At 59.2% G+C, this 19,302-nt stretch carries 16 protein-coding genes; 9 read left to right on the forward strand and 7 right to left on the reverse strand.

All coding sequences use genetic code 11. The features are described 5' to 3' along the window. Positions 1 to 74 precede the first annotated feature (74 nt). Entirely contained in the window at positions 75 to 1,406 is a 1,332-nt protein-coding gene (gene ffh / locus NQ519_RS00495) for a signal recognition particle protein (protein ID WP_019150028.1), read from the forward strand. Between the two features lie 72 nt (positions 1,407 to 1,478). Here the strand turns inward: ffh and NQ519_RS00500 are convergent, their stop codons facing one another. Further along, positions 1,479 to 1,676, reverse strand: a complete 198-nt coding sequence (locus tag NQ519_RS00500; protein WP_147513200.1) for a hypothetical protein — start codon at positions 1,674 to 1,676, stop codon at positions 1,479 to 1,481. Between the two features lie 349 nt (positions 1,677 to 2,025). Between NQ519_RS00500 and era the strand changes: the two genes are divergently transcribed. The 3 genes from era to NQ519_RS00515 are packed head-to-tail and all read left to right on the forward strand — an operon-like array spanning position 2,026 to position 6,349. Beyond that, complete coding sequence (era, locus tag NQ519_RS00505; RefSeq protein WP_019150026.1) at positions 2,026 to 2,907, forward strand: GTPase Era; 882 nt, start codon at positions 2,026 to 2,028, stop codon at positions 2,905 to 2,907. Positions 2,908 to 2,953: 46 nt separating this feature from the next. Further along, positions 2,954 to 4,942 (forward strand): tetratricopeptide repeat protein, encoded by a 1,989-nt coding sequence (locus NQ519_RS00510; protein WP_019150025.1) that lies wholly within the window; start codon positions 2,954 to 2,956, stop codon positions 4,940 to 4,942. Between the two features lie 18 nt (positions 4,943 to 4,960). Continuing rightward, positions 4,961 to 6,349, forward strand: coding sequence for an MFS transporter (locus NQ519_RS00515; RefSeq protein ID WP_026076373.1), 1,389 nt, complete (start codon positions 4,961 to 4,963; stop codon positions 6,347 to 6,349). 67 nt (positions 6,350 to 6,416) lie between these two features. On the opposite strand, the gene NQ519_RS00520 is transcribed toward NQ519_RS00515, so the two are convergent. From NQ519_RS00520 to NQ519_RS00545, 6 genes are all read right to left on the reverse strand, one after another. After that, the gene (locus tag NQ519_RS00520; RefSeq protein WP_118406461.1) at positions 6,417 to 6,827 is read right to left on the reverse strand and encodes a GtrA family protein; all 411 of its coding nucleotides are present in this window, start codon (positions 6,825 to 6,827) and stop codon (positions 6,417 to 6,419) included. Beyond that, positions 6,820 to 7,599 (reverse strand): polysaccharide deacetylase family protein, encoded by a 780-nt coding sequence (locus NQ519_RS00525; protein WP_015547796.1) that lies wholly within the window; start codon positions 7,597 to 7,599, stop codon positions 6,820 to 6,822. Before NQ519_RS00525 ends, NQ519_RS00520 begins: the two co-directional genes overlap by 8 nt. Further along, positions 7,596 to 9,491, reverse strand: coding sequence for a glycosyltransferase 87 family protein (locus tag NQ519_RS00530; RefSeq protein WP_231839932.1), 1,896 nt, complete (start codon positions 9,489 to 9,491; stop codon positions 7,596 to 7,598). The genes NQ519_RS00525 and NQ519_RS00530 overlap by 4 nt, the downstream gene beginning before the upstream one ends. A 150-nt stretch (positions 9,492 to 9,641) precedes the next feature. Continuing rightward, positions 9,642 to 10,787 (reverse strand): glycosyltransferase, encoded by a 1,146-nt coding sequence (locus NQ519_RS00535; protein WP_019150022.1) that lies wholly within the window; start codon positions 10,785 to 10,787, stop codon positions 9,642 to 9,644. Between the two features lie 280 nt (positions 10,788 to 11,067). Then, positions 11,068 to 11,610 carry a ferritin-like domain-containing protein gene (locus NQ519_RS00540; protein WP_019150021.1) on the reverse strand — a complete coding sequence of 181 codons (543 nt, stop codon included), beginning with the start codon at positions 11,608 to 11,610 and terminating at the stop codon, positions 11,068 to 11,070. Positions 11,611 to 11,682: 72 nt separating this feature from the next. After that, complete coding sequence (locus NQ519_RS00545) at positions 11,683 to 12,411, reverse strand: acyl-[acyl-carrier-protein] thioesterase (protein WP_019150020.1); 729 nt, start codon at positions 12,409 to 12,411, stop codon at positions 11,683 to 11,685. Between the two features lie 86 nt (positions 12,412 to 12,497). Here NQ519_RS00545 and NQ519_RS00550 point away from each other — a divergent pair, with 86 nt between their 5' ends. The 5 genes from NQ519_RS00550 to NQ519_RS00570 all read left to right on the forward strand — a co-directional run bounded on the left by NQ519_RS00550 (position 12,498) and on the right by NQ519_RS00570 (position 19,269). Continuing rightward, the gene (locus tag NQ519_RS00550) at positions 12,498 to 13,109 is read left to right on the forward strand and encodes a hypothetical protein (RefSeq protein ID WP_019150019.1); all 612 of its coding nucleotides are present in this window, start codon (positions 12,498 to 12,500) and stop codon (positions 13,107 to 13,109) included. 144 nt (positions 13,110 to 13,253) lie between these two features. Next, positions 13,254 to 13,967 (forward strand): DUF2975 domain-containing protein, encoded by a 714-nt coding sequence (locus NQ519_RS00555; protein ID WP_019150018.1) that lies wholly within the window; start codon positions 13,254 to 13,256, stop codon positions 13,965 to 13,967. A 54-nt stretch (positions 13,968 to 14,021) separates the two neighbouring features. Continuing rightward, positions 14,022 to 14,240 carry a helix-turn-helix domain-containing protein gene (locus tag NQ519_RS00560; RefSeq protein WP_026076372.1) on the forward strand — a complete coding sequence of 73 codons (219 nt, stop codon included), beginning with the start codon at positions 14,022 to 14,024 and terminating at the stop codon, positions 14,238 to 14,240. Positions 14,241 to 14,281: 41 nt separating this feature from the next. Next, on the forward strand, positions 14,282 to 17,092 hold the full coding sequence (locus NQ519_RS00565; RefSeq protein WP_026076371.1) for a M16 family metallopeptidase: 2,811 nt from the start codon (positions 14,282 to 14,284) through the stop codon (positions 17,090 to 17,092). A gap of 113 nt (positions 17,093 to 17,205) precedes the next feature. Beyond that, complete coding sequence (locus tag NQ519_RS00570; RefSeq protein ID WP_019150015.1) at positions 17,206 to 19,269, forward strand: LTA synthase family protein; 2,064 nt, start codon at positions 17,206 to 17,208, stop codon at positions 19,267 to 19,269. The last annotated feature ends 33 nt before the right edge of the window (positions 19,270 to 19,302 follow it).

Genomic DNA, 19,302 nt, shown 5'->3' on the forward strand with positions numbered 1-19,302 from the left:
CAAAATTCCGGCAGCGGATTGTGCTTTGTGAAAGATTGATTATCTTTGTTCCCCGAAACAAGCCATAAACAACCATGTTTGAAAATTTAACGGACAAACTCGAACGGTCGTTCAAAATCCTCAAGGGCGAGGGCCGCATCTCCGAAATCAACATCGCGGAGACGCTCAAAGAGATTCGCCGCGCGCTGATCGACGCCGATGTCAACTATAAGGTCGCCAAGAGTTTCACCGACGAGGTGAAACAGAAGGCACTGGGCCAGAACGTGCTCAAAGCCGTCAAGCCGGGGCAGATGATGACCAAGATCGTGCGCGACGAGCTGGCTCAGCTGATGGGCGGCACGGCCACGGACATCCGGTTGGAGGGCACGCCGGCCGTGATCCTGATCGCGGGTCTGCAAGGTTCGGGTAAGACCACCTTCTCGGGCAAGCTGGCCGCGATGCTCAAAAGCAAGAAGGGCCGTCAGGTGCTGCTGGTGGCCGGCGACGTTTACCGTCCCGCGGCCATCGACCAGCTGAAAGTGCTGGGCGGACAGATCGGCGTGGAGGTCTACACCGAGGAGGGCAACATGAATCCGGTGCAGATCGCCGAAAACGGCATCCGGTACGCCCGTCAGCACAACTGCAACGTGGTGATCGTCGATACGGCGGGACGCCTGGCCGTGGACGAGGCGATGATGCAGGAGATCACGGCCATCAAGGCCGCCGTGAAACCGTCCGAAACGCTCTTCGTGGTGGACGCCATGACGGGTCAGGACGCCGTGAACACCGCCCGGGAGTTCAACGAGCGGCTGGATTTCGACGGCGTGGTCCTCACGAAACTCGACGGCGACACCCGCGGCGGTGCGGCCATCTCGATCCGTTCGGTGGTCGATAAGCCCCTCAAATTCATTTCGAGCGGCGAGAAGATGGACGCCCTGCAAGTGTTCCACCCCGAGCGTATGGCCGACCGTATTCTGGGCATGGGCGACGTTGTGTCGCTCGTGGAGCGTGCGCAGGAGCAGTTCGACGAGGAGGAGGCCCGCAAGCTGAAAAAGAAGCTGGTCAAGAACCAGTTCGACTTCAACGACTTCATCTCGCAGATTCAGCAGATCAAGAAGATGGGCAACCTCAAAGACCTGGCTTCGATGATTCCGGGCGTGGGCAAGATGCTCAAAAACGTGGACATTCCGGACGACGTGTTCAAGCAGACCGAGGCGATCATCTCGTCGATGACCCCTGCGGAGCGCGAGCATCCCGAGATCATCAACGCCCGCCGCCGCGAACGCATCGCCAAGGGTTCGGGTACGACGATGGCCGACGTGAACCGCCTGATGAAGCAGTTCGAGGACACGCGCAAGATGATGAAGACCGTCGCCGGCGGCAATCTGAAGATGCCCAAAATGCCGGGCGGCATGATGCGGCGGTAAATCCGGATTACATCGAATCCCAAAAAAGGAGTACCCGACAAGTACTCTTTTTTTATGTCTTCTCTAAACCGTTCAGTTCTCTCTATTTCCTTTATCCGGAATAACGGCCAACAGGATGGCAAACATCACTCCGACAACAGGAACAACAGACACAATGCCGTCTATGCGTCCGAATAAGGTATAAGATATTGTATTGGCAGCATTTACAATCAATGCAACAGTGGCAATGACAGTAATAACGAGAATAGCGACAATAAATGTTTCTTTCATTTTCATTTTTTTGAACCTATTCTTCATATAAGACCATAAAAAAACGCGGACAAAATCCGTTCATCCGCCTTCGAGGTCTTGGACTACCTAATAGTAAGATGAAAGAAATGCCCGCGCCGTAAAACAGCACGAGCATCAACTTTAATTCCTTACTATTGCCGAAAGTGTCCAAGTTTCGAAGACAAGAAGAAAAGCCGATGCGCTTATATATGTCGTTGCCGCCGTGGCGGCATTAAAAATCAAAAGTTTCTATCGTTCCATAGGCAGCCCGATTTTGGTATATTGTTGAGCAAATATAGGATAAATTCGATAAAAAACCTATCTTTGTTGCTCAAAACAGCATATTCCAATGCACAAATCGGGCTTCGTAAATATCATCGGCAATCCCAACGTGGGCAAATCGACGCTGATGAACGCACTGGTCGGCGAACGGCTTTCGATCATCACCTCCAAGGCGCAGACCACGCGCCACCGCATCATGGGCATCGTTTCGGGCGAGGATTTCCAGATCGTCTACTCCGACACGCCGGGCATCCTGAAACCCTCGTACAAGTTGCAGGAGTCGATGATGAAGTTCGTGACCGGGGCCGTGACCGACGCCGACGTGATCCTCTACGTGACGGACACCGTCGAACGGAGCGACCGCTCGGCCGAGATCATCGAACGCATCAGCCGGAGCGGCATCCCGACGATCGTGGTCATCAACAAGATCGACCTTTCGACGCCCGAAGCGCTGGATGCGCTGGTGGAGAGATGGCAGGCGGAGATTCCCGGAGCGCGGATCGTCCCGGTGTCGGCCAAGGAGAACTTCAATGTCGAGGGGCTTTTCAGAACCATCCTCGAACTGCTGCCCGAAGGCCCGGCGTTCTACCCCAAAGATACGCTCACGGACAAAACCCTGCGCTTCTTCGCCTCGGAGATCATCCGCGAGAAGATTCTCAAATTCTACGACAAGGAGATCCCCTACTGCTGCGAGATCGAGATCGAGAGCTACAAGGAGGAGCCGGCCATCGACCGCATCGCGGCGACGATCTACGTGGCCCGCGACTCGCAGAAAGGCATCCTGATCGGCCACAAGGGCGAGAAACTCAAGAGAGTGGGACAGACGGCCCGCGAGGATATGGAACAGTTCCTCGGCAAGAAGGTCTTCCTGCAACTCTTCGTCAAGGTCAGCGACGACTGGCGCAACGACGAACGCCAGCTGCGCCGTTTCGGATACGAACAGGAATAATAAATCGAACGGAAAGGCCGTTAAAAAAGCAAACGAAAATTCGGACATGCGGAAATTCATCTTCGGAATCATACTGGGAGCCGCCCTGCTGTGCGGCATGAAGGCGCGCGCACAGTACAACCGGGAGTATTTCTTCTGGATGGGCCGTTCGTCGATGATGAACAACGACTACCAGGAGGCCATCCGCACCCTGAACACCCTGCTGCGATTCGACGAGGACGCCTTCGAGGGCTATTTCCTGCGCGGCATCGCCAAATACAACCTCGACGACCTGCTGGGCGCCGAAGCCGATTTCTCGACCGCCATCCGGCTGAATCCCGTCTACACCCAGGCATACACCTACCGCGCCATCACCCGCTCGCGGCTGGGCAACTACGACGACGCCTTGCAGGATTTCCGCGAGGCGATCGAACTGCGCCCCGACCTGCCCGGCCCCTATTACAGCCGCGGCGTGACGCGCCTGCTGAACCAGCAGTTCAAGGAGGCCATCGAGGATTTCGACAAGTTCATCCGCCAGGAGAACAAGGTCGCCGACGCCTTCATCTGCCGGGGCCTCAGCTACCTGCATCTGAAAGACACCACGCGGGCCTACGAGAATTTCAACACCGCGATCCGCACCAACCGCGAAAATCCCAACGGCTACAACCGCCGCGGATCGCTGCACCTGCAACAGGAGCAGTACAAGGAGGCCGAAGCGGATTTCAACAAGGCCATTTCGTGCGATTCCACCTATCTGCTCTCCTATTTCAACCGCGCGCTGGTCTACAACGCCACCAACCGCCCGATGCAGGCGCTCGCGGATTTCGACAAGGTGATCCAGCTGGATTCGACCAACTCGCTGACCTATTTCAACCGCGCCATGCTGCGCACGCAGATCGGCGACTACAACCGCGCTTTGGAGGATTACGACAAGGTGGCGCTCTACTCGCCCAACAACGTGCTGGTCTACTACAACCGGGCGGGCGTCTACGCCCAGCTGGGCGAGATCGAGCAGGCCGTGGCGGACTACACGTCGGCCATCAAGCTCTATCCCGACTTCGCCAACGCCTACATCTACCGCGGACGCCTGCGCGAATACCTGAACGACCCGCAGGGCGCCAAGTCCGACCGCGCGATCGCCCAGCAAAAGATCGCCGAATACCGTTCGCGCCTGAGCGACAGCACCTATTCGATCTACGCCGACACCACGCAGCGCTTCGACCGCCTGCTGTCGTTCGACAGCAAGTTCGCGGGCGGCAGCTTCGACCGCATCACGGGCCACAACGGCGGCCGCGAGGAGATGCGCCTCCTGCCGCTGTTCAAGTTCACGCTGATGCGCGCCGACTCCCTGCCGGCAGTCAAACCCTACCACCTGCAACGCGTGGAGGATTTCCGCAAGCGCATCGACAATGAGTACCTCACCCTCTCGTGCCGCGAAAGCAACATCCCGGCCGACTCGCTCGTGCTGCTCGACAAACAGTACGTACAGGAGCTCAATGCGAGCAACCCCTCGTGGACGGTGCTCTTCGAGCGCGGCGTCACGCAGTCGCTCATCAAGCAGTACACCAATTCGGTGAACACCTATTCGTCGGCCATCGAGCTCAATCCGTCGAACCCGTTCCTCTATCTGAACCGCTCGACGACACGCGCCGAGATGATCGACTTCATCTCGTCGATCGACAATTCGTACCAGCGGATCACGATCGACTCGGACCCCGCCAACCGGCTGAACAACAATTCGAAACGCACGTACAGCTACGACGAGGCCGTAGCCGACCTGAACAAGGCCGTCAAGCTCTTCCCCGATTTCGCCCACGCCTACTACAACCGCGCCAACCTGCTGGCCCTTTCGGGCAGTCTGCCGGAGGCTTACGAGGACTATTCGAAAGCCATCGAGCTGAACCCCGCATTCGCCGAGGCGTACTACAACCGCGGTATCATCCAGATATTCATGAAGGACACCCGCAAGGGCTGTCTCGACATCTCGAAGGCCGGCGAACTGGGCATCCTCGAAGCCTACGAGATGCTGAAACGCTACGCACAGCCGGAAAACTAACTCAAACAACACAGATAAATGTCAGAAACTATCCAACGCAAACTCAACGATTCGCCCGTGGCCCGATGGACGGCGTTGTTACTCATCGCATCCACGATGTTTTTCGGCTACATGTTCGTCGATCTCATGTCGCCGCTCCAGAGCATGATCGAGGCGCAGCGCGGGTGGACGCCCGACGTGTTCGGCATGTACGGCAGTTCGGAGTTCATCCTCAACGTCTTCGGATTCCTCATTCTCGCGGGCATCATCCTCGACAAGATGGGCGTGCGGTTCACCGGCCAGCTGTCGGCGTCGCTGATGTTCATCGGAGCCTGCCTGAAATACTACGCCGTGAGCGACTCGTTCGCGGGTTCGGGGATCGAAATGTGGCTCAACTCGTGGTGGAGCTCCTTCCCCGCATCGGCCAAGCTGGCGTCGCTGGGCTTCATGATCTTCGGTTGCGGCATGGAGATGGCCGGCATCACCGTGTCGAAAGCCATCGCCAAATGGTTCGAAGGCAAGGAGATGGCTTTGGCCATGGGACTCGAAATGGCGATCGCGCGCGTCGGCGTCTTCGCAATCTTCTCGATCTCGCCCTGGCTGGCCGACATGGCTCCCGCGACGGTCGTGCGCCCCGTGGCGTTCTGCACCGTACTGCTGCTGATCGGCCTGCTGACCTTCGTGATCTTCTCGGTCATGGACCGCAAGCTGGACAAACAACTCGGCCTCAACAGCCGTGGCGGAGGCGGCAGCGAGGAGGAGTTCAAGGTCAGCGACCTGAAATTCATCCTGAGCAGCAAGGTGTTCTGGATCATCGCATTCCTCTGCGTGCTCTACTACTCGGCCATCTTCCCCTTCCAGCGCTTCGCCACGAACATGCTGGAGAGCAATCTCGGAGTCTCGGCGCAGACCGCCGCCGACATTTTCCGCTGGTTCCCGATGGGTGCGGCGGCCATCACCCCCTTCCTGGGCCGCTACCTCGACCACAAGGGCAAGGGCGCCACGATGCTCATTCTCGGCGCGGTGCTGATGATCGTCTGCCACCTGACCTTCGCGTTCGTGCTCCCGGAGTACCCGAGCAAACCCATCGCCTATGGCTCGATCGTCCTGCTCGGCATCTCGTTCTCGCTGGTTCCGGCGGCGCTCTGGCCTTCGGTCCCCAAGATCGTGGAGACGCGCTATCTGGGTTCGGCCTATTCGCTGATCTTCTGGATTCAGAACATCGGACTGTGCCTCTTCCCGATGCTCTTCGGATTCGCGCTCAAATACTTCAACGCCAACCGGGCCGCCGGAGCACCTTATGACTACACGCGCCCGATGCTGATCTTCGTCGCATGCGGCGTGCTGGCGATGCTGCTGGGAATCTGGCTCAAAGCCGAGGACCGGAAAAAGAAATACGGGCTGGAACTGCCCAATATCAAGAAGTAGCCCAAGCTACACCCGAATAAATGAAGAAGGAGACCCTGCCGCGCATCGCACGGCAGGGTCCGTTTTTTCAGGATTTCAAACGCCCGCGCAGGGCGAAGCGCACCATCAGGAAATTGACCGGAAAGGCGACCAGAAAAACGCACAGCGGCGCATAGAGTTTCGGAACGCCCGCCCACAGCCAGATTTCGAGCAGTACGAGTTCGTTCACAAGGTTGATGAGGTGGGCCGTCAGGAACCGCACGGCACGGCGGGCAGAGGGCCGTACCCGAAAGGTGAAATAGCTCGACAGCAGAAAGTTGCAGACGATGCTGACGCAGAAGGCGCAAAAATAGGCAAGGGCCGGCCAGAGGTCGTCGAAACACCGCACCAGCACGACGTAAACGGCGTAATTGACCGCCGTGGCGACGCCTCCCACCACGGCGAAGCGCACGAACGGACTCTCATAGAGCCTCCGGAGCATCATCGCTACCCTACTCATCGCATCCGAGGTATTCGCGGGTGGTCAAAAACCGACAGCCGCGGGCTTTCAGCCACTCCAGCAGCCGGATGAATTTCCGTTGCAGGTCCGTCCCCGAACAATGCGTAAGATAGCCCGGAACACCGAAAGCCGGCTCGCGCAGCCGTGCGGAAAACTCCCACGGATGGAAATAGAGGTTCAGGTGCCCGTCGCGGCGCAGGGCGCTGCGGCACAGCAGTTTGTAGAGCGGCAGCGGCATGACGTGGAGCGAAATCCAAAACAGCGGCACGCGGAAAGGCGCGGAGACCGAAACCGGATAGATCGTGAGCCCCTCCTCCCGCGACACGGAGCACGGGGCCCGGAGGTTGTTGTAGCGCGTCGGAATCCACGTCGGATTGATCGACGAATTGTACCTGTACCCCGCCGCCGCGAGCGCCGCGGACGAAGCGGCGGCCAGCCGCGGGGCACGGTAGCCGACAATGCGCTGTCCGGTCAGCTCTTCGAGCGTCCGCCGGCTGCCGGCAGGGTCCGACCCGGCGGTCAGCCCGTGGTAATAGTCATGCGAAGCCACCTCGTGGCCTCCGGCGACGATGCGGCGGACAAGGTCCGTGCGGTGGAGGGCAAAATTGGCCGTCGTGTAAAACGTGGCCCGCAGCTCCAGCCGCGCGAGCAGGTCCAGCAGGAACTCCAGCCCCTCGGAGCTGACCGCAAGCTGGGTGCCGAAATCGATTCCGCGGCCCCTTTCGAGCGGAAAATCGAACTCCTCGACGTCGAAACCGAGTGTCACAGTCATAGGCGGATGGCGATACGGAAAAAGTTTCTCAATTCACGGAACAACACCCGCGGAGACATCGCCGACATGACGATGCCGTCGCGGAGCATGGTCTCGACCTCCTCGATGCGCAGGCGTTTGTCGCGTGCGGCGAGGACGACGAATTCGGTGTCGAACAGGAAATCGGAGATGCGTGTGCGCAGCATCACCGCCCGAGCGCGGGGCGAGAGGCCCTTCAGACCGCCCTGCGTGTCGGTATGGCGGATGTTGAGGAAGATGCGGTTAAGCAGTTTCGACCCGTAGGACATCATCTTGCGCATGGGCGAAAGCCGCGAATGGTAACTCCGGTTGCGCACGGCGATCACCACGTCGGTCCCTGCGAACACCCGGTCGATCACCTCGCACATCGACTCCGCCGTATAGGGCATGTCGATGTCCGTATAGATGGTATACGGGGCCCGGGAACGGGCGATGCCGGCCCGGATGGCAGCGCCCTTGCCGCCGTGCGGAATATCGACGATCTCGACATCCGGAACGGCCTGCCGCAGCGCCCCGTGCTGTTCCTCGCCGAAACCATGCGGCGAACCGTCGTTGACGACGATCAGGTGCAGGCGCTTGTCCGGATACCGGGCGCAAAGCTCCGCATAGGAGCGGGCCAGCGCAGGGACGAACCCCGGAGCCGGATTGTAACACGGGCATACGATGTCGAGCCCGTCGCCCGGCCGCGCGGGACGGGATTCTGCCGCCTCGTTTGCCGCCTCGTCTGCCGCAGGCAGGGTTTTGTAGTCCAGAAGGACGTCCGTGACGGCGAAATCCTCGCGCCACAGCCTCCGGATGCAGTGGAGCCAGATGGCGAAGAACGGCAGCGAACGCAGCGCGTAGGCTACGAATACGCCACGGTAGAACTTAGTCGGGAGTAAGTTATAGGAGAAACTGGCGAACAGGGCCAGTAGGAGCAGCGTCCATTCGAGCCGGCCGCGTGCGGGGGGGGGAAAATTCACCCACCAGATACCCATGCCGAGCGCGGCTATCACATAGCCGCTGTGTTCGCTGCCGCTGCTGAACAGCACGATGAACAACAGGAGTGAAGCCAGCATCGTCAGGCGGTAGCTGAAGTGTTTGTACTGCCCGGTGCGCAGGTAGGAGAGCAGAAACAGCACCATGGCGGGGACGATGATCAGCAGGTCGGAATAGGCCGGCGAACCGCTGATCTTGCGCACACAGCCCACCAGCGAGATGTTCGTATAGGCACAGAACATGTTCTCACCGTTCTTCTGCACAATGTCGGCGGCCCATGCCGCATACTGCGACCAGAGGTATTCGGGACTGACGAAGAGCAGGGGCAGCAGCAGGGCCATGGCGCTCCACAAAGCCATATACCCGATGAAACGTCCTTTGCGCCGCACGAAGAAGAAAAAGGCCAGCCCGACGATGCCGTAAATCTTGACGAACGTACCGATGACGATGAACAGTGCGGCCCATCCTTCGCGGCGTTTCTCGATCATGGCCAGCGCCCCGACGACCAGCGCCGCGACGGCGATGTTGAACTGCTGTTTGAAGCAGGCTCCGTAAAAGTCGTTGAGCGTCAGCCACAGCACCAGGCTCGTCAGCACCACGGGCATCGGCAGCTGCCGGACGGTCCAGTAGAGCAGCAGCGAAAGGCTCATGCACCACAGCGACATGCCCAGCCACGGCGGCAGCACCGCGAAAGGTGCGATGATAAAGGCGAAAATCGGACCGTAATGGTTGATATCCCCGTATTCGAGCGGATAGGGCTCGTAAAGGGGAAGCGAGGAGAACAGATGGTCGAACACCCCGCGGAAGACCAGGAAATTGTTGTAGTTCTGAGGCCCGGCCAGCGACTGCGTGATGCAGATCCAAACCGTGCAGAGCATCCAGACGGCAAATACCACATACGGGTTAAGCAACCTGGATTTCAGATTGATGAATTGTGACGCCACAATATGCAAGAGTATGAGTTAGGTCCCGCAAAGATAGGTCTTTTCGCCTGAATAACAAACGAAATGCCGAAAAAACAGTTCTCCCGGAAGCTGCGGCGCCCCCTATTTTCCGGAAGCCACCAGCCCGTACAGCTCCGTGATGCGGCTGCACATCTCCTCCCACGAAAAGCGGCGGCGTTCCTCGACGCAGTTTTCCCGGAAGCGTTGAAGCGTGTCCCCTTCGTACATCCGTTCGATGGCGCCGGCAACCCCTTCGGGCGTGGGTTCGCAGACATACCCCACCCGGCCGTCGGGCACGATCTCGGCCAGTCCCCCGACTTTCGTGACGACCATCGGCACGCAGAACTGGTAGGCTATCTGCGTCACGCCGCTCTGCGTGGCGGTCTTGTAGGGCTGTACGACGAAATCGGCCGCCGAAAAGTAATATTTCACGTCGTCGTCGGGAATGAAACGGTCGTGCAGCAGCACCTCTTCCTGCAAACCGTTGTCGGCGATCTGCTTCAGATAGGGTTCCTTCGCGGTGTAGAACTCCCCCGCCACGATCAGCCGGCGTCCTTCGGTCCGCCCGGCACGTCTGAGCCGCGCCCACGCATCGAGCAGCAGATCGAGCCCCTTGTAGTCGCGGATCAGTCCGAAAAAGAGCGCATAGCGGTTCGCAGGGTCCAGTCCCAGCCGCACGCACGCCTCGGAACGCTCGACCCGTTCGCCGAAATTCTCGAACAGCGGATGCGGCGAGAACAGCGCCGGGGCATCGGTGTAGGCTTTCAGCTCGCCGCGGACCTGCTCGGACATATAGACGAACCCGTCCACCGAACGCAGGTAGTAGCGGTTGAACGGTTTGTCGGTCAGGTGGTGTTCGTGGGGTTCGACGTTGTCGATCTGGCACAGAACTTTCGTGTGGCCGTTGCCGCGGGCCAGCCGGGCGATGGTACCGAAACAAGGCGCCATGAAAGGCGTCCAGTACTTCATCAGCACGAAATCGGGACGCTCGTGCCGGATACGGCGGCCGACGCGCAGCCAGTTCAGGGGATTCATCGTATTGACGCACCGGCAGATGCGCAGGTCGGCGGGCGGCGGCGTATCGACCGTCTGGCTCTCGCCGGGGAACAGCAGCGAGGGATATTGCAGCGTAAATGTCTTGATATCGACCTCGTTGCCCCGCCGCTGGAAGGTGCGGGCCATGATCTCCATGATCGACGCCAAACCGCCCCGGTAGGGATGCGCAGGTCCTAAAATCGTTATTTTCATATATACAAAAGATAGTAAAAAGTCGGCCTATGCCAAAACCGAACCGCATCCGATCCGGCAAAACCTTTCGGCCTCCTAAAAGCGTCGTAACGACGCCAAAGATAGTAAAAAGTCGGCCTGCGCCAAAACCGAACCGCATCCGGTCCGGCAAAACCTTCCGGCCTCCTAAAAGCGTCGTAACGACGCCAAAGATATAAAAATACCGGGACGGATGCAATTCAGTTTTGCATCCGTCCCTGTAAAACGGTCCGGCTTCCTAAAAGTGCCGTTACGGCTCCGGCTATTCGCCGCCGCCCGGGTGTCCGAAGCTCTTCGACGTGCGCTTGCTGCCGGCGGCCGACTGCAAGGCCAGGTACTCTTCGCCGTAGTCCAGCAGGTTTTGCAGCTCGGTGCGGAAGGTGTCGAGATGCTGCTCCTCTTCGGCGATGATGTCCTGGAACATCTTGTGCGTCACGGCGTCCTTGTGCTCGGCGGCCAGGCGCGAAGCCTCGTTGTAGCTGTCGATCGTGCTCTGCTCCAGCTGCATGGCCATCCGCAGCATCTCCTTGACCTCGGTGACCTGCTTGGTGCGGAACGAAGCGTTCATATCCACGTCGCCCTGCAAAAACAGGATGCGGTCGGAGAACTCCTCGATATGGCGCATCTCGGCGATCGAGATCTCGCGCATGATCTTCGAAAGATACTGGTAACGGTCGTCCTCGAAATGGGTGTGGAAATACATGTACTGCAACGAAGTTGCGATCTCCTTGCCCACGGCATCGTTCAGCAGGTCGATGCTCACCTGATACTTGTTCTGTGTCTGTGTCTTAGTCGCGCTTTCCATAATGAAAAAGGTTTTGCCGCCATAGCTGCAAAACCCGTTCCACAAGCCGCCGACGCGACACGCCGCCCGGACCTATTTCCATTCGATAGAGGCACGCACGGCCGCAGCGCCCTCGGCCGAGATCTCGAACAGCGCCGAATGCTCCCGCTGCTCGCACCCCACCGTCAGCGTCTGCCCGAAACGGCACTCTTTCAGGAAATGGATGTCCAGCCGCACGGGCGCCTCCCGGGTCAGCATCCCGACGGGAAGCATGTCGAGCATCATCTCGATATAGCGCATCGTATTGACATGGCGATTGAAGTCGATGTCGCTGTACACGACGCGGTGGTCGGCGGTCTCCGTGGGATTCACCTCGCGGATCTTGCGCGGTTTGTCCGTCGGGGAAGCGGCATCGACGACGGCGTCGGCATGGGCGTCGCCCACCCACGAAAGGTCGATCGCCGAACGGCTTTGCAGGTCGATCATCGCCCACTGCGTCACGGCCCGGCCGAACTCGCGCCCCGAAGCCGTATCGGTCAGCGTGAAATTACGTGTCGAAAGCACACGCCCGTAGTCGCTGATCCACGTCGCAACCTCGTAATCGGTGTACTGCACGGGCCGGGAATCGAACTCCACGGCCATACGCGAAAGCACCCACGAGTGGTTGTCGGCATTCAGCGCATCGACGCCGAAGCCTTTGCCGTGGGCGTCGATGCCCGCCGTATTGAGGATCGCAGCCCCCAGCGAGGAGATCGTCGCCCGCAGCGTGAAATCCACATCCTGAGGCTCGACCCGGTAATCATAGCGTGATTTTTCTGCCATTCGCTTGCATTTTAGCGTTTCATGCAGGCAAAGATACGATTTTTTTGTATATTTGTTTCTGATATTAACCCTTAAACCTGTCAGTTATGGAAATGAAGCAACTCGATTTCACGGAAACCTTCAAAGACGCCATCACGATCGGCATGAAGAACGCACCTTCAGTCATTGCGGCCGTCGCCCTGTTTCTGGTCACGATCTGGATTCCCTACATCAACATCGGAACCTTCATCGCCATCACCCTGCTGCCGACGCAGCTGGCCAAGGGCGAAGTGATCAACCCGCTGGGAATCTTCGACAGCAAGTACCGCCGCTACATGGGCGAATTCCTCATCACCATGGGCCTGATGGTCATCCCGACCTACATCGCCTTCCTCTTCATGTTCGTCCCCGGCATCGTGCTTTCGCTCGCCTGGTCGCTGGCCTACTACTTCCTGATCGAGAAGGGCAAGAACCCCATCGAGGCCATCCGGGCATCGAACGACGCCACCTACGGCAGCAAATGGACGATGTTCGCCGTGGCACTCGTATTCGGCATCGCCGCCGTTATCGTCCTGCTGATATTCAACGCGATCTGCGGCATGATCAACGTCGGCTTCATCACGTTCATCGTGATGTTTGCCCTGATCGTGATCATCATGTCGGTCGGCATGGCCATCAACGCTTCGTACTGGAAACAGCTGAAAGACAACGTGGCGTAACCCGTCCCGAATCCCTGCAAAGACGGCACACAGTGCCGTCTTTTTTCGGCCCCTTCAATCATTTTTATCGAAAAACGATAAATATTATTTGTTTTTCGAAAATATATGGTATATTTGCAGAAGTAAAAACCAAAAGAAAGAGAGATGCAAAATAAAAAACCGCTCCTGCAACGTCTGCTGGTCATCTACATCACGTTCTTCATCGTACTCGTGGCAAGCGTCGCGCACGGCATCCTGCCCAATTTCACACGGGGTGCGGCCGAAGGCGTCGAGATGGGCAACGACATCGCCGAGAAGTGGAAATCGGGGATTCCCCGCATGATCTACATGCTGAGCGACATCCAGATCACGGAACAGCCCGGGAACACCCTCGCAATCACGTCCGCCCCGGGCGTGGAGATCAGCGCGAGCGTCAAACGGCTCGGACTGATCGTCGAGCAGGACGCCCCGGGCGCTTCGCCGCTGGGGCTGGCATTCCGCTCGGTGGGCGGCAGCGCATGGCTCTATGCGCTGGTTATGCTCGTACCGCTGCTCTACCTGGGGATCATCGTGCTGATGTTCGTCATCATCCACTCGCTGCGCCGTTCGATCCGCGAGGAGCGCACGCTCGACAAACGGAACGTCTGGTATCTGCGCACCATCGGCCTGCTGACCATCCTCGCCGAGCTCATCAGCGACACCGTGAACTGGGCCATGAACAGCCGCGCCGCCGAACTGCTGGCCGGAAGCGGATACACCGTGAACACGGAATTCCGCATCTCCTACGCCATGATCATCATGGGTATTCTGATCCTCTTCGCCGCCGAGGTCTTCGCCGTCGGCCAGAACCTGAGCGAAGAGCAGAAATACACCATTTAACAGAAGGAACGACATGCAAATGATACGAACACACAAAACGAGAGGGAGGAATTTATGGCGATAATCATCAACATAGACGTAATGATGGCCAAACGCAAGATGTCGCTCGGCGAACTGGCCGAACGGGTCGATATCACGCCCGCCAACCTCTCGATCCTCAAAAACGGGAAAGCCAAAGCCATCCGCTTTTCGACGCTCGAAGCGATCTGCCGCGAACTGGAGTGCCAGCCGGGAGACATCATCGAATACCGTCCGGAGGAGCCCCGGGAATAAGAAATTCAAACCAACAACGAATATCCATGAAAAGATTGATGATGCTGGCCGTTGCGGCGTTCGCCGCCGCCGGGGCCGCAGCACAGATGAACCAGCCGATCCCCACGGACCCCGAGCTCCGCACCGGAAAGCTGGAGAACGGGATGACCTACTACATCCGTCACAACGAAAAGCCGAAGGGACAGGCCGATTTCTACATCCTGCACGACGTAGGAGCCATCCAGGAGAACGACTCCCAGCAGGGACTCGCCCACTTCCTCGAACACATGGCTTTCAACGGCACCAAGAACCTCCCGGGCAAGCAGCTCACGGAGTATCTGGAAACCGTGGGCGTGAAATTCGGCGCCAACCTCAACGCCGGAACCAGCTGGGACCAGACGATCTACAACATTTCGGACGTACCGACCTCGCGCGAAGGCATCATCGACTCGGCGCTGCTGATCCTGCACGACTGGTCGCACTTCATCGCCCTGGAACCCAAAGAGATCGACTCCGAACGCGGCGTGATCATGGAGGAGCTCCGCACGCGCGACGGCGCATCGTGGCGTTCGACGATGAAGCTGCTGCAAGCGCTGGGCAAGGGCACGAAATACGAGCACCGCAACCTGATCGGCTACCTCGACGGACTGAAGAGTTTCCAGCATAAGGAGCTGGAGGATTTCTACGCCCAATGGTACCGTCCGGACTATCAGGCCGTCGTCGTCGTGGGCGACATCGACGTGGACGCCGTGGAGAACAAGATCAAGACGCTGATGGCCGACATTCCGGCACCCGCCGCCGACGCTTCGCAGAAAGAGACCATCGTGGTCCCCGACAACGAGGAACCGATCGTGAGCATCTTCACCGACCCCGAAATGCAGGGCACGAAGGTGCAGCTCTTCATCAAGCGCCCGGCGCTCCCCGAGCAGCTGGCCAATACGGTCGTCGCCGAGGCCAACAACGTGATCGAAGCCTATATGACGACCATGGAGAACGCCCGCCTGCAAGAGATCGCCATGCAGCCCGACGCACCGTTCCTCGGCGCCGGCATGGGCACGGGCGACGTGATCGGCATCATCCCGACGCTCAACGCCACGGTATTCGTTGCGATGACGCAGGACGGCAAGCTGGCCCGCGGCTTCGAGACGCTCTGCACCGAGCTGGAGAGGGTCCGCCGCCACGGCTTCACGCAGGGTGAGTTCGAACGCGCCCAGGAGAACCTGATGCGCCAGGCCGAACGCACCTACGCCAACCGCAACGACCGCCGCAACGGCGAGTTCGTGCAGACCTTCCTGAACAATTACAGCAAGAACACCCCGATGCCCGACGCCGAGACCGAATGGCAGCTCGACAGCATGCTGATCAGGATGCTCAACGTCGATGCCGTCAACGCCTTCGCCGCGCAGACCATCACCCCGAACAATCAGGTCATCATCGTCACCGCCCCCGAGAAGGAGGGGCTCGCGGCGCCGACCGCCGAGGAACTGCTCGCCATCCGCGACAAGGTGGCTGCCGGCGAAGTCGCCGCCTACGAAGACAATGTGGTCAAGGAGCCGCTGATTCCCGAAGGTACCGTTCTGAAAGGTTCGCCCGTCAAGAAGACGGCCGAGGACGCCGAACTCGGCACGACGGAATGGACGCTGGCCAACGGTGCGAAGGTCGTCGTGAAACACACGGATTTCAAGGCCGACGAGGTGCGCATGAGCGCCGTCGCCAAAGGCGGTCTGTCGGTGCTCTCCGACGGGGAGTTCTACATGGGCGAGATGATGCCCGCCGTGAACTCGATGTCGGGCGTCGGCAAATTCCCGGCCACGGAGCTCAAGAAGCAGCTTTCTGGCAAAACGGCGTCGGTGCAGCCTTCGGTGGAGAACTACGCCAGCGCCATGAAGGGCGTCTGCTCGCCCAAGGACATCGAGACGATGCTCCAACTGCTCTACCTCAACTTCACGCAGCCGCGCTTCGACCGCAACGACTACGACAACCTGATCAAGATGCTCCGCTCGCAGCTGGAGAACGCCCGCACGAACCCCGACTACCTGATGCAGGAGAAGGTGATCGACGTGACCTACGGCCACAATCCCCGCCGGCAGATGATCTCGAACGAGATCATCGACAAATTCGACTTCGAGCGGCTGCCCGCCGTCTACGCGAAACTCTACCCCGGCGCCAACGGATTCGTCTTCACGTTCGTGGGCAACATCGACCCCGAAACGCTGAAACCCCTCGCGGAGAAGTACATCGGTTCGATCCCCGCCGCCAGGAAGCCCCTGAATTACGTCGATGACAAGGTAGAACCCGTCAAAGGCGAGGTTGCGGAGGAGTTCACCGCCCCGATGCAGCAGCCGAAGGTGTCGGTGGTTTACTACTTCTCGGGCAAGATGCCCTACACGTTCAAGGACAAGGTGGCCCTGACGTTCCTCACTCAGGCGCTCGATTCGCGCTACCTGATCTCGATCCGCGAGGAGAAGGGCGGCACTTACGGCGTAAGCGTCCAGGGCTCGACGGAATACATCCCCCGCGAGGCCTACGACATGACCATCTCGTTCGACACCAACGAGGAGATGGCCGACGAGCTGTGCGAAATCGTGATGAAAGAGATCGAGGAGATCGCCGCGAACGGCCCCAGAAGCGAGGACATCGAGAAAACCCGCGAGTTCATGCTCAAAAGCTGGAAAAACAGTCTGGAGATGAATTCGGGATGGATGAACTACATCCAGGCCAAATACGGCTCGGGGCTGGACTACGTCGGCCAATACGAGCAGGCCGTCCGCAACCTCACGAATGCCGACGTGCAGGCCCTCGCCAAAAAGCTCCTCGCCGACGGCAACCTCGTGAAAGTCATCATGCGTCCGGCAAAGGAAAAGGAAAAATAGAACAATATTTCAAACCGATCAGAGAAGGCAGCCCCGAAAGGCTGCCTTCTCCGTTAGCCGGAATAGCCGAAAATGGTTAACTTTGTCAACCGAAACAACCAACACGCTTTATCATGCAAAAAAGTATCCGGCTGGTCTCCGGCCTCTACATCAAGCTCGCGCTGCTGACGGCGGCCGTCGGCTTCGTGCTGCGCATCGTACTCCTGTTCAACGCCCAGACGACATCGCTGGACTTCTCGTTCGGCGAATGGCTCGAAATATTCCTGTTCGGGGCCGTGAACGACCTCTGCGCCGCGACCGTGGGCTTCGTCTTCCTGTGGCTCTTCATGCTGAGCGTCTCGCGCACCAAGTACACGAAGCCGTGGGGCTGGATCATCCTCGCCCTGCTCGCGGCGGCATTCTGCTACGTCGCGTTCTTCAACACGATCTTCGACGAATACGGAAGCGTCGCACCCCGGATCGCCACGTGCGTCCTGGGCTACTGGGCCGGCAGCTTCGCCCTGCGGCTCTTCCTGCCCGAGGGATTCCGCAACCACTGGACTACGGTGTGGTTCGCGCTCTTCGTCGTCCTTTACGTGGGCGCCATCGTCTTCAACGGCATCAGCGAATATTTCTTCTGGAACGAATTCGGCGTCCGCTACAACTTCATCGCCGTCGATTATCTGGTCTACACCAACGAGGTGGTGGGCAACATCATGGAGTCCTATCCGGTCGTCCCGATGACGCTCGGCATCGTCGTCGTCACGCTGCTCATCACGTGGTACCTCTTCCGCCGCGACCTCGTACAGGCCGAATACCTCAAAGGATGGCGGTGGAAAGCCGTCGTCGCCCCGGCCTACATCGCGGCGCTGTTCGCGGCGATCGGCCTGCTGAACTTCAACACCCGCTTTCAGGACAGCGGAAACGTCTACGTCAACGAACTGCAAGCCAACGGGCTCTACAAGTTCTACGACGCCTTTGTCAAGAACTCCCTCGACTACGAACAATTCTACATCACGCGTCCCGAAGCCGAGGCCGAAGCCTTCGTCCACGGCGTTTACGGCAGTACGGGCGACAACCTGCACGCGGTAAGCGCCGGGGGGGGGTCGGAAATCCGCCGCAACATCGTGCTCGTCACCATCGAGAGCATGAGCGCCTCGTACATGGAGCGTTTCGGCAACACGGAGTCGATCACGCCGGTCCTCGACTCGCTCTACCGGCTGGGCATGGCCTTCGACCGCGTCTACGCCACGGGCAACCGCACGGTGCGCGGACTGGAGGCCGTGACGCTGTCGCTCCCGCCCTGCCCCGGGCAGAGCATCATCAAACGCCCGAACAATGCCGGAATGCACTCCACGGGAGCCCTGCTGCGTGAAAAAGGCTACAACGTGACCTATTTCTACGGCGGCAACAGCTATTTCGACAACATGGAGACCTTCTTCTCGGGCAACGGATACGACATCGTGGACCAGAAGAGCTATTCGCCCGAAGAGATCACCTTCGCCAACATCTGGGGCGTCTGCGACGAGGATGCCTACCGGAAAGTGATCCGCACCCTCGGCGAGCAGTCGCAGGACGGGAAGCCTTTCTTCGCCCACGTCATGACCGTCAGCAACCACCGCCCCTTCACCTACCCCGCCGGGAAGATCCGCATCCCCAACGACTCGAAGACCCGCGCGGGCGGCGTGCTCTACACCGACTACGCCCTGGGGCAGTTTCTGGCCGAAGCGTCGAAACAGCCGTGGTTCGACAATACGATCTTCCTCATCACCGCCGACCACTGCGCGTCGAGCGCGGGCCGCACCGAAATCCCGCTGCACAAATACCACATTCCGGCGCTGATCTTCGCCCCGGGATTCGTGGCCCCGCAGCAGATCGAGGGGATCGTTTCGCAGATCGACCTGATGCCCACCCTGCTGTCGCTGCTCGACATGGATTACGATTCGCATTTCTACGGCCGCAGCATCTTCGATCCCGATTACGTCAACCGGGCCTTCATCGCCACCTATCAAGACCTGGGCTATCTCGAAGGCGACACGTTCACCATCCTGTCGCCCGTGCGCCGCTACGAGCAATACCGCGTGGTGCCCACCGAGGAGAATCCCCACAACCTCGAACCCGCCGCGCAGACCGACACGACGCAGCTCGACCGGGCCGTCTACTACTACCAGACCTCCTGCAAATGGCACAAGCGCTGAGGCGCCACCCATACCTGCACGAAAAAACTGCGG

This window comes from Alistipes senegalensis JC50, from assembly GCF_025145645.1.
Taxonomy (GTDB): Bacteria; Bacteroidota; Bacteroidia; order Bacteroidales; family Rikenellaceae; genus Alistipes; species Alistipes senegalensis.